General features: G+C 71.1%; 9 protein-coding genes. 6 read left to right on the forward strand and 3 right to left on the reverse strand.

Annotation, left to right across the window (positions count from 1 at the left end; all coding sequences use genetic code 11):
* Positions 1 to 44 precede the first annotated feature (44 nt).
* Positions 45 to 641, forward strand: coding sequence for a TetR/AcrR family transcriptional regulator (locus JOD60_RS04105; protein WP_084201881.1), 597 nt, complete (start codon positions 45 to 47; stop codon positions 639 to 641).
* Here JOD60_RS04105 and JOD60_RS04110 read toward each other — a convergent pair.
* The 3 genes from JOD60_RS04110 to JOD60_RS04120 are packed head-to-tail and all read right to left on the reverse strand — an operon-like array spanning position 622 to position 4935.
* Positions 622 to 2058, reverse strand: coding sequence for an aminobutyraldehyde dehydrogenase (locus JOD60_RS04110; protein ID WP_076688799.1), 1437 nt, complete (start codon positions 2056 to 2058; stop codon positions 622 to 624). The two genes, JOD60_RS04105 and JOD60_RS04110, sit on opposite strands and share 20 nt — an antisense overlap.
* On the reverse strand, positions 2055 to 3422 hold the full coding sequence (locus JOD60_RS04115; protein ID WP_076688801.1) for an aspartate aminotransferase family protein: 1368 nt from the start codon (positions 3420 to 3422) through the stop codon (positions 2055 to 2057). Before JOD60_RS04115 ends, JOD60_RS04110 begins: the two co-directional genes overlap by 4 nt.
* Before the next feature lie 25 nt (positions 3423 to 3447).
* Complete coding sequence (locus tag JOD60_RS04120; protein ID WP_076688803.1) at positions 3448 to 4935, reverse strand: CoA-acylating methylmalonate-semialdehyde dehydrogenase; 1488 nt, start codon at positions 4933 to 4935, stop codon at positions 3448 to 3450.
* Between the two features lie 136 nt (positions 4936 to 5071).
* Between JOD60_RS04120 and JOD60_RS04125 the strand changes: the two genes are divergently transcribed.
* From JOD60_RS04125 to JOD60_RS04145, 5 genes are all read left to right on the forward strand, one after another.
* Entirely contained in the window at positions 5072 to 6730 is a 1659-nt protein-coding gene (locus JOD60_RS04125) for a PucR family transcriptional regulator ligand-binding domain-containing protein (protein WP_307823842.1), read from the forward strand.
* A 104-nt stretch (positions 6731 to 6834) separates the two neighbouring features.
* The gene (locus JOD60_RS04130; RefSeq protein WP_076688807.1) at positions 6835 to 7464 is read left to right on the forward strand and encodes a GntR family transcriptional regulator; all 630 of its coding nucleotides are present in this window, start codon (positions 6835 to 6837) and stop codon (positions 7462 to 7464) included.
* Entirely contained in the window at positions 7461 to 8999 is a 1539-nt protein-coding gene (locus tag JOD60_RS04135) for an MmgE/PrpD family protein (protein ID WP_076688809.1), read from the forward strand. Before JOD60_RS04130 ends, JOD60_RS04135 begins: the two co-directional genes overlap by 4 nt.
* Before the next feature lie 157 nt (positions 9000 to 9156).
* Entirely contained in the window at positions 9157 to 10059 is a 903-nt protein-coding gene (gene prpB / locus JOD60_RS04140; RefSeq protein WP_076688811.1) for a methylisocitrate lyase, read from the forward strand.
* A gap of 2 nt (positions 10060 to 10061) precedes the next feature.
* Positions 10062 to 11252 carry a bifunctional 2-methylcitrate synthase/citrate synthase gene (locus JOD60_RS04145; RefSeq protein WP_076688813.1) on the forward strand — a complete coding sequence of 397 codons (1191 nt, stop codon included), beginning with the start codon at positions 10062 to 10064 and terminating at the stop codon, positions 11250 to 11252.
* Positions 11253 to 11310 lie beyond the last annotated feature (58 nt).

Consider the following 11310-nt stretch of genomic DNA (forward strand, 5'->3'; position numbering starts at 1 on the left):
GTAGCGAGCGGATGCCGTCGACGTCAACTGCCGGACGGGCGCGGATGAGCGCCGATCAGAGGCGCGAGCAGATCGCGGGCGCTGCGCGCGAGATCGCGCTCGCCGAGGGACTGGACGCGGTCACGCTGCGCGCCGTCGCCGCGCGGGTGGGCGTGGCCTCCGGGTTGGTCGCCCACTACATCCCGAGCATGGACGACCTGATCGCCGACACGTTCTTCGACATCGTCTCGGCCGAGCTCGACGAGGTGCGCGCGCTGCTTCCCGACGCTGCCGCTTCCGTACGGATCGGTGCGCTGCTGCGGACGACCCTGGATCCCGCTCGCCGCGACGTCACCCTGGTCTGGGTGCAGGCGTGGGCGCTGGGCACGCGCAACACCCCGCTGGCCGAGCGGGTGCGCGCGGCGATGGATGCGTGGCGCGCCGTGATCGCTGAGGAGGTCGCACGCGGGATGGCAGACGGGGCCATCCCCGCCGGCGACCCGGAGCCCCTCGCGTGGCATCTGCTGGCCATGATCGACGGTCTCAGCGCCCACGCGCTGGTGGGCTGGGGGCCCGGGATCGAGCCCGTCGCGCCCGTGCTCCGTGCGGCCGCGGGGCTGCTGCGCGTCGATGCGGAGACGCTCAGTCCAGGCTCGCCATGACGTGCTTGAGGCGGGTGTAGTCCTCGAACCCGTAGACCGAGAGATCCTTGCCGTACCCGGAGTGCTTGAAGCCGCCGTGTGGCATGTCCGAGACGAACGGGATGTGCGCGTTGATCCAGACGCAGCCGAAGTCGAGATCGCGCGAGAACCGCAGCGCCCGCGCGTGCTCGCGCGTCCAGACGGATGCCGCGAGGGCGTACGGCACCCCGTTGGCCAGCGCGAGCGCGTCCTCCTCCGACGCGAACGGCTGCACCGTGAGCACCGGGCCGAAGATCTCCTGCTGCACGACCTCGTCGTCCTGGCGGACGCCCGTGACGATCGTCGCCTCGAAGAAGCAGCCGGCATCGCCCTGGCGATGCCCGCCGATCGCGATCGCCGCGTGCGACGGCAGCCGGTCGACGAACCCCTGCACGCGCGCGAGCTGGTCGGGGTTGTTCACCGGTCCGAAGAACGCATCCGGGTCGTCCGGTGCGCCCGCCTTGGCGTGATCGCGGGTGTGGGCGACGAGCTTCGCGACCAGCTCGTCGTGCACGGCGGCATCCACGAGCACGCGCGTCGCGGCGGTGCAGTCCTGGCCGGCGTTGAAGAACGCCGCCTCCACGATGCCGCGGGCGGCGCGGTCGAGGTCGGCGTCGGCGAAGACGAGGGCCGGCGCCTTGCCGCCGAGCTCCAGGTGCACACGCTTGAGGCTTTGCGCGGCCGAAGCGGCCACCTGCATGCCGGCGCGCACCGAACCGGTGATCGCGACGAGCTGCGGGGTCGGGTGCTCCACGAGCATCCGGCCGGTCTCCCGGTCGCCGAGGACGACGTTGAGGACCCCGGCGGGGAAGATCTCGGCGGCGAGTTCGGCGAGGCGCACCGTCGTCTGCGGCGTCGTCTCGCTCGGCTTCAGCACGACCGTGTTTCCCGCCGCGAGGGCCGGGCCGATCTTCCACACGGCCATGTTCAGCGGGTAGTTCCACGGCGTCACCTGGGCGACGACGCCGATCGGCTCGCGGCGCACGTACGACGTGAACCCCTCCGCGTACTCGGCCGCCGCCCGCCCGTCGAGGTCACGGGCGGCGCCCGCGAAGAAGCGCAGCTGGTCGATCGACTGGACGATCTCGTCGGCGACCAGGTTCGCGCGGGGCTTGCCCGTGTCCTGCGACTCCAGATCGGCGAACTCCTCCGCGTGCGCCTCCAGCGCATCCGCGAGACGGAACAGCAGCAGCTGGCGCTGGGCGGGCGTCGTGCGCTTCCACGTCTCGAAGGCGCGGGATGCCGCGGCGAACGCCGCATCCACCTCGTCCGCCGTCGAGATGGGCGCGTGCGCGTACACCTCGCCGGTCACCGGGCTCACGAGCGGCAGGGCCGCGCCGACCGAGGCGACCGGCACCCCGTTGACGACGTTGCGGAGCACGGTCGTCGACGTCGTCACGATGCCACCTCGGCATCGGTGACCTCGAGCGCGCGGTCGATGATGTCGAGGCCCCGCACGAGGTCGTCCTCCGACACGATCAACGGCGGCGCCACGTGCACGCGGTTGAAGTGCGTGAACGGCCACAGGCCCGCCTTCTTGCACGCCGCCGCGAACGCGGCCATCGGCGCGGCGTCCGCTCCCGCCGCATTGAACGGAACCAACGGCTCGCGGCTCTGGCGGTCGCGCACGAGCTCGATCGCCCAGAACAGACCGAGACCGCGCACCTCGCCGACCGACGGGTGCCGGGCGGCCATCTGCTCCAGTCGCGGACGCACGACGCGCTCGCCGAGGTCGCGGACGCGCTCCAAAATGCCGTCGCGACGGAACACCTCGAAGGTGGCGATCCCCGGGGCGCACGCCAGCGGATGCCCGGAGTACGTCAGTCCGCCCGGGAAGGAGACCGTGTCGAAATGGGCGGCGATGCGGTCGGAGATGACGACGCCGCCCAACGGCACGTAGCCGGAGTTGACGCCCTTCGCGAAGGTGATGAGGTCGGGCACGACGTCGAAGTTCTCGAAGCCCCACCAGGTGCCGAGGCGTCCGAAACCGACCATGACCTCGTCGGCGATGTAGACGATGCCGTAGCGATCGCAGAGCTCGCGCACGCCGGGCAGGTAGCCGGGCGGCGGGATCAGCACGCCGTTGGTGCCCACGACCGACTCGATGATGATCGCGCCGATCGTCGAAGCGCCTTCCAGGATGATCGTCTGCTCGAGGTGCGCGAGCGCACGCTCTGTCTCCTGCTCGGGGGAAGCCGCGTGGAACGGCGAGCGGTAGGCGTACGGCCCGAAGAAGTGCACGACGGACGCATCGGCCGGCTCGTTCGCCCACCGGCGCGGGTCGCCGGTCAGAGTGATGGCGGTCGAGGTGTTGCCGTGATAGCTGCGGTACATCGCCAGCACCTTGCGCTTGCCGGTGACCAGGCGCGCCATGCGCACCGCGTTCTCGTTGGCATCGGCCCCGCCGTTGGTGAAGAAGACCTTCGAGAAGCCGTCGGGAGCGATCTCGCTGATGCGGCGCGCCAGCTCGCCACGCGTGTCGTTGGCCATCGACGGCTGGATCGTGGCGAGGCGCCCCGCTTGCTCCTGGATCGCCGCGACCAGATCGGGGTGCTGGTGGCCGAGGTTGAGGTTCACCAGCTGTGACGAGAAGTCGAGGTAGCTGTTTCCGGCATAGTCCCAGAACGTCGCGCCCGCACCTCCCGCAACCGGCAGCGGGTCGATGAGCGCCTGCGCGCTCCACGAGTGGAAGACGTGGCTGCGGTCGTCGCCGCGGACCGCGGCATCCGCCGCAGGGTCGGCGACCGGGTCGATGGTGCTCATGATGTCTCCTTCGGATGCCGCGGACTCAGTGGTTACTCGGGAAGCCGAGGCTGATCTGGCTTTCGCTGGGGTCGGGCCAGCGAGTCGTCACGACCTTGCTCCGCGTGTAGAAGTGGATGGACTCGGGGCCGTAGATGTGCGCGTCGCCGAACAGCGAGTTGCGCCAGCCGCCGAACGAGAACGCGCCCACCGGCACCGGGATCGGCACGTTGATGCCGACCATACCGACTTCGATGTCGAACTCGAACTGTCGGGCGGTGCCGCCGTCGCGCGTGAAGACCGCGGTGCCGTTGGCGAACGGGCTCGCATTGATGAGGTCGACCGCCTCGTCGTACGTGGCGACGCGGGCGACGCAGAGCACGGGGCCGAAGATCTCCTCGTCGTAGACCTTCATGCCGGGGGTGACCCGGTCGACGAGCGAGACCCCGATGAAGAAGCCATCGCCCTCGAAGTGCTGCGTCGTGCCGTCGACGACGACCGTCGCGCCCTCGGCGGCGGCGCCGGTGACGTACGAGGCGACCTTGTCGCGGTGCTCGCGGGTGATGAGCGGTCCCATCTCGCTCGCGGCATCCGTGCCGGGGCCGATGGCCAGCCCCGCGATGCGCTCGGCGACCTTGGCCACGAGCGCATCGGCGACGTCGTCACCCACCGCGACGAGTACCGACACGGCCATGCAGCGCTCGCCGGCCGAGCCGTAGGCGGCCGAGACGGCGGCGTCGGCCGCGGCATCCAGGTCGGCGTCGGGCATGACGACCATGTGGTTCTTGGCACCGCCGAGAGCCTGCACGCGCTTGCCTGCGGCGGCGGCGCGCTCGTAGATCGAGCGGGCGATCGGGGTCGAGCCGACGAAGCTGACGGCACGCACCGTCGGGGACTCGAGGATCGCGTCGACGGCCGCCTTGTCGCCGTGCACGACGTTCAGCACGCCGGCGGGAAGGCCCGCCTCCTCGTACAGACGCGCCAGGAAGAGGGCGGCGGAGGGGTCCTTCTCGCTGGGCTTGAGAACGACCGTGTTGCCGCAGGCGATGGCGGATGCCGTCATCCACAGCGGCACCATGACGGGGAAGTTGAACGGCGTGATCGCGCCCACCACACCCACCGGCTGCTTCACCGAGTGCACGTCGACGCCGCGCGAGACCTGTTCGGCGTGCTCGCCCTTGAGCAGGTGGACCAGTCCCGCCGCGAACTCGACGTTCTCGATGCCGCGGCTGATCTCGCCCTTCGCGTCGGAGAGCACCTTGCCGTGCTCGGCGGTGATGATCGCGGCCAGCTCGTCGGCGCGTTCGACCAGCAGGTGGCGGAGGCGGAAGAAGACGTCAGCCCGCTTGATGAGGCTCGTGGCGCGCCAGGCCGGCAGCGCCGCCGCGGCCGCCGCGATCGCAGCATCCGTCTCGGCGGTCGAAGCGAAGGCCACCTCGGCCTGTACGGCACCGGTCGCGGGATCGTAGACGGGCCCCGTGCGCTCGGCAGATCCGACGGACTGGCCGGCGATGTGATGGCGGATGAGGTCCATGAGGGCTCCTGTTCGGACAGTTCGACCGGGTCGTGACATGCTTATGCTGACGGAGCGCAGGGGGGAGACGCAGGTGTCTGATCGTCGCGATGTGGAGTCTTCTCGGACAGAACGTCCGACCGCGGATCTTCCCGCCGTGCTCCCCACCGTCTCCGAGGTGCTGGCCCTCGATGCCTTCGCCCCCGGTGCGCCGGTCGTGGTGGTGGGCGGTGCCGCGCTGGAGGCGTCTGTGCGCTGGGTGCATGTCTCCGACAGTGCGGACGTCGCGCGACTGCTCGAAGGCGGCGAGCTGCTGCTGTCCACCGGATCGGGATGGCCCGACGATCCCCGGCGGCTGACGCTGTTCGTCGCGCAGCTGGCCGAGGTGGGCGCCGCGGGCATCGTGCTCGAGCTGGGCGCCCACCACCGCTACGTACCGGCGGTTCTGGCCGACGCCGCGCGCAGCGCCGACATCGCCCTGATCGTGCTGCACCGCGAGGTGAAGTTCGTCACCATCACCGAGGCCGTGCACCGCCGGATCATCGCCGACCAGACGGCGGCGCTGGAAGCCCGCGACGCGGTGCGCACACTGTTCACGGGGCTTGCGCTTCGCGGTGCGCCGACGGAGTTCATCGTCGAACAGGTCGGTCTCACGCTGGCCGCTCCCGTCGTCTTGGAGACCGTCGGTCACGAGGTCGTCGTCGCCCACGTCGGCGGAGCCACCGAGACCCGCACGCTGCGCGACTGGGCGCGCCGATCCCGCGCGGCCGCCGCGGCGCCCGATCGGGAGGGTCGCACGATCGTGCCGGTGGAGGCGCGTGGCATCCGCTGGGGATGGCTCGTGGCGCTGCCGGGCGCTGCCCACCTCGCCGGACGCGACGCCGTGCTCGAGCAGGCTGCCACCGCGCTCGCTCTGGGCAGGCTCGCCGATCTCGGCGGTGAGGAGTGGTCGCGGCTGGGACGGCGCCGGGTGGTCGACGCGCTGATCGACGGACGGTTCACCGGTCTGTCCGCGGTGGCGGCGCGACTGGATGCCGCGGGCATGCCGCTCGTCGGCACGGTGGCCTTCGCGGCTGTCGCGCTCGTGTCGTCGGGCCGGGGCGGCGACGCGGTCGCGGTCGCGGCGGCCGCAGACATCGCCGCTGCGGCGATCGGCGCGCGCGTCGTGTGCGGCACGAGCGCGCCCGTCGACGACGGGTCGGCGCTCGTGCGTACGCCTCTGATCCTCGCCGTGGCGGGCCGCGCGACGAGTGCCGCCGACAACCGCGCCGACGCCTTCGCCGCCGCACTGGAAGACGCCCTGCGGGCGGGGTCGACGTCGGTGCGGGCGCGCATCGTGCTCGCCCCGGGCACGGTCATTCCCGCGCTCGAGCCCACGGCCGAATACGAGCGTGCGATGGGAGCGCTCATCGCGGGTCTGCGCGAAACCATCGACCTTGTCGGCGTCGACGAAGGGGTGCGCGGGTCCTCCCGTCCAGGCGCGGACGGGCGGCGTGTGGCGGAGCGTCCCCTCACCCGGGTGGTCGCGGCGCTACGCGACGATCACCGTCTCGTCGCGCATGCGGAGCGCATGCTCGATCCGTTGCTGGCGGAGAGCCGCGCTCGCGGCGGCGACCTCCTCGACGTGCTCACGGCGCTGCTCGCGCACCCGTCCAATCGCACGGCCGCCGCTGAAGCGGCGCACCTCTCGCGGTCGGTGTTCTATCAGCGCATCGCCCTGCTCGAAGACCTTCTCGGCGTCGACTTCGACGATGGTGAGCAGGTCGCCGCTCTCCATGTCGCCGTGGTGACTCACCGGCTCCACACGGGCGCGTGAGGCGGGTACGTATCTCATTCTGTATGCATTAATCGCTCAAAGAGGTCTAATCCTTCCCTTCGGTATCCTCCGTGTATACAATCGGGGCGTCGAGAGGAGACCGTGTGCGTGCCAGTGACCGCGCCTACCGGGTGCTGCTCGACGAGATCCAGTCGGGCGTGCTGGCGCCCGGAGCGGTGCTCGCCGAGGTCGAGCAGTCGGTGCGCCTGGGGGTGAGTCGCACGCCGCTGCGCGAAGCACTGGGGCGCCTGCTGGCCGACGGCCTCGTCGTCCAGCCGTCGCCGCGGCTCACGGTGGTCAGTGACATCGATGCCGGCGACATCCGAGAGCTCTTCGAGGTGCGGCGCGCCCTGGAGGAGACGGCGGCGCGCCTCGCCGCACGCGGGGTCGACGCCGAGCTGTTCGCCGCACTGGCCGGTGAGTTCGCCCGAACGGATGCCGCCGCCGACCCCGACGCGTACTACGCGCTCATCGCCCGGTTCGACGCCGCGATCGACGCCGCCGTGGCGAACGACTACCTCACCGCGGCGCTGCGGAACGTGCGCACCCATCTCCTCCGGGTGCGCCGCCTGGCGCGTGAGAACCCCGAGCGTCTGGCGGCATCCGTCGCCGAGCACCGCGTCATCGCCGGCGCCATCGGCGAGGGCGACGGCGATCTCGCCGCCCACGCCACCCATGTCCACCTGCACAACGCGCTGACCTCGATCCTCGCCTCCCTGGAAGGAACCCCATGACCGTCATCCACCACGTCCGCGTCCACCGCAGCGAGGAGAACCTCGCCCGCGAGGACCAGCTCGCGTACAAGATCGCCCAGGTCGCCGCCGACCCCGTCGCCGTGGAGGCGGACGTCGTCGACATGATCATCAACCGGGTGATCGACAACGCGGCGGTGGCCGCGGCATCCCTCACCCGCGGTCCCGTCGTCGCGGCGCGCGCGCAGGCGCTCGACCACCCGGTCTCCCGCGGCGGCCACGGCGGGACGCTCTTCGGCGAGCCGAACGAGACCGTGTCGAGCCCGGAGTGGGCCGCGTGGGCGAACGGGGTCGCGGTGCGCGAGCTCGACTACCACGACACCTTCCTCGCCGCGGAATACTCGCACCCCGGCGACAACATCCCGCCGATCCTCGCCGTCGCCCAGCACGTCGGCGCCGACGGCGCGGCGCTCGTGCGCGGCATCGCGACCGGCTACGAGATCCAGATGGACCTGGTCCGCGCGATCTGCCTGCACAAGCACAAGATCGACCACGTCGCGCACCTCGGTCCGTCGGCCGCCGCCGGCATCGGGACACTCCTCGGCCTCGACGCCGACACGATCTACCAGGCCGTCGGGCAGGCCCTCCACACGACGACCGCGACCCGGCAGTCGCGCAAGGGCGAGATCTCCACGTGGAAGGCGCACGCGCCCGCGTTCGCCGGAAAGATGGCGGTCGAGGCGGTCGACCGCGCGATGCGTGGCCAGACGTCGCCGTCGCCCATCTACGAAGGCGAGGACGGCGTCATCGCGTGGATGCTCGACGGTCCCGACGCGCGCTACGACGTGCCGCTGCCGGCGCCGGGAGAGGCCAAGCGCGCGATCCTCGACTCGTACACGAAGGAGCACTCGGCCGAGTACCAGGCCCAGGCGTGGATCGACCTGGCGCGCACCCTTCGACGGGCTCAGGGACCGCAGGCGGACACCGTGTTCGCGCCGGAGAACGTGGCATCCATCGTGCTGCACACCTCGCACCACACGCATTACGTCATCGGCTCGGGGGCGAACGACCCGCAGAAGTACGACCCTTCCGCCTCCCGCGAGACCCTCGACCACTCGATCCCGTACATCTTCGCGGTGGCGCTGCAGGACGGCGGGTGGCACCACGTCGACTCGTACACCCCCGAGCGTGCGTCGCGCCCCGACACCGTCGCGCTCTGGCACAAGATCACGACGGCCGAGGACGCCGAGTGGACGCGCCGCTACCACTCCGAAGACCCCGACGAGAAGGCGTTCGGCGGTCGGGTCGAGATCCGCCTCGCCGACGGCACGACCCTGACCGATGAGATCGCCGTCGCCGACGCGCACCCGCTCGGCGCGCGCCCCTTCGCCCGCGCCGATTACATCCGCAAGTTCCGCCTGCTCGCCGAGCCCGTGCTCGAGCCGGCCGAGATCGAGCGCTTCCTCGCGCTCGCCGAGCGCCTGCCCGAGCTGACGGCGGCCGAGGTGCAGGAGCTCAACATCGTTGCGAAGGCGGGCGTCCTGGCATCCGTCGCCACGCCGAAGGGGCTGTTCTGATGCGCCGCGCAGCCGGTGCCGCGCGCGTTCTGTGCCTAACTCAGTCTCCGTGCGGACAGCGAGGCGACGCAGCCGCGGGTTTCCGCGGGCCGGGCGCGCGGCGGGCGGCGTGCAGACTGAATTGGGCACGGGGGCCGGTCGCGAAGGAGGGGTGCTGATGCTGTACAGCCAGACGCCGGCCGCCGAGAAGCGGCGGATTCTCCGGGAGCGACTCGCGGCGGGCGAGCTGCTGCGGTTCCCTGGCGCGTTCAACCCGCTCAGCGCCCGGCTGATCGAGCGCAAGGGCTTCGACGGGGTCTACATCTCCGGCGCGGTCCTCTCGGCCGACCTGGGCCTGCCCGACATCGGCCTGACGACCCTCACCGAGGTCGCCGGTCGCGGCCAGCAGATCGCCCGCATGACGGAACTGCCCGCCATCATCGACGCCGACACCGGGTTCGGCGAGCCGATGAACGTCGCCCGCACGATCCAGACGCTCGAAGACGCGGGCCTCGCGGGCACGCACATCGAGGACCAGGTCAACCCGAAGCGCTGCGGGCACCTCGACGGCAAGCAGGTCGTCGACGAGGACACCGCCCTCAAGCGCATCCGCGCCGCCGTCGACGCTCGCCGCGACCCGAACTTCCTCATCATGGCGCGCACCGACATCCGCGCCGTGGAAGGGCTGGACGCCGCGATCGACCGCGCGAAGGCGCTGGTGGATGCCGGGGCCGACGCGATCTTCCCCGAGGCGATGCGCGATCTCGCCGAGTTCGAGGCCGTCGCGAACGCGGTCGACGTGCCGATCCTCGCCAACATGACCGAGTTCGGCAAGAGCGAGCTGTTCGCTGTCGACCAGCTGCGCGATGCCGGGGTGCAGATCGTCATCTGGCCGGTGTCCCTCCTGCGGATGGCGATGGGCGCGGCGGGCCGCGCGCTGGATACGCTGAACGACGAGGGGCACCTGACCTCGCAGCTGGGCCAGATGCAGCATCGCGCCGACCTGTACGACCTACTCGACTACGAGGCGTACAACCACTTCGACACGAACGTCTTCAACTTTCAGATCACGAAGGAGTGAGCATGCCCGACCAGGACATCCACAAGGGGCTCGCGGGGGTCGTCGCTGACGTCACGTCGGTGAGCAAGGTGAACCCCGAGACCAACTCGCTGCTCTACCGCGGCTACCCCGTGCACGAGCTCGCCGCGACCCAGCCCGCCGAGGCGGTGGCGTACCTGCTGTGGAACGGCGAGCTGCCGACCGATGACCAGCTCGCCGACCTGCGCCGGACCGAGCGGCAGCACCGCGCGCTCGCCGACGACGTGAAGGCCGTCATCGACCTCACTCCGCTCGATGCCCATCCGATGGACGAGCTCCGCTCGGCCGTCAGCGTCCTCGGTGCCCGCGACCTCGCCGGCACCGGGTCGGTGCTCGACGCCGGAGGCACGCCGGAGGAGAACCTGCAGCGCAGCATCCGCCTCTTCGCGGCGCTGCCGGCCATCGTCGCGTACGGCCAGCGGCGGCGGCGCGGCGAAGAGCTGATCGCCCCCCGCGACGACCTCGACTATGCCGCCAACTTCCTCTGGATGACGTTCGGCACCGAGGCCGACCCCGTCGTCGTCGACGCGTTCAACCGCTCGATGATCCTGTACGCGGAGCACTCCTTCAACGCGTCGACGTTCACGGCGCGGGTCATCACGTCGACCCTCAGCGATCTGTACTCCGCGGTGGTGGGCGCGATCGGCGCGCTCAAGGGCCCGCTGCACGGCGGCGCGAACGAGGCCGTGCTGCACATCTTCGACGAGATCGGGGATGCCGACAACGTCGTCCCCTGGCTCGATCGCGCGCTCGCGGAGAAGCGCAAGATCATGGGCTTCGGCCACCGCGTGTACAAGCGCGGGGACTCGCGCGTGCCGACGATGAAGGCCGCGCTCGACACCCTCATCGCGCACTACGACCGCCCCGACGTGGAGGCGCTGTACGCGACGCTCGAGCGCGAGTTCGTGGCGCGCAAGGGCATCTACCCGAACCTCGACTATCCGTCCGGCCCGGCCTACAACCTGATGGGCTTCGACACCCTGACTTTCACGCCGCTGTTCGTCGCGGCGCGCGTCGTGGGCTGGACGGCGCACATCATGGAGCAGGCGGCATCCAACGCCCTCATCCGCCCGCTGTCGGCCTACGTCGGCCCGGACGAACGGCACATCGAGGGCTTCGTCGACGAGGTCGGCACCTCCGCCATCTCGCTGCGGGCCGCCGAAGCCGACGCCTGAGCTACCTGCGCGAGAACGGGACGGCCCCCGGATGCCAAGGCATCCGGGGGCCGTCGCC

Origin of the sequence: Microbacterium aurum (assembly GCF_016907815.1) — a bacterium.
In the GTDB taxonomy this organism is placed as follows: Bacteria; Actinomycetota; Actinomycetes; order Actinomycetales; family Microbacteriaceae; genus Microbacterium; species Microbacterium aurum.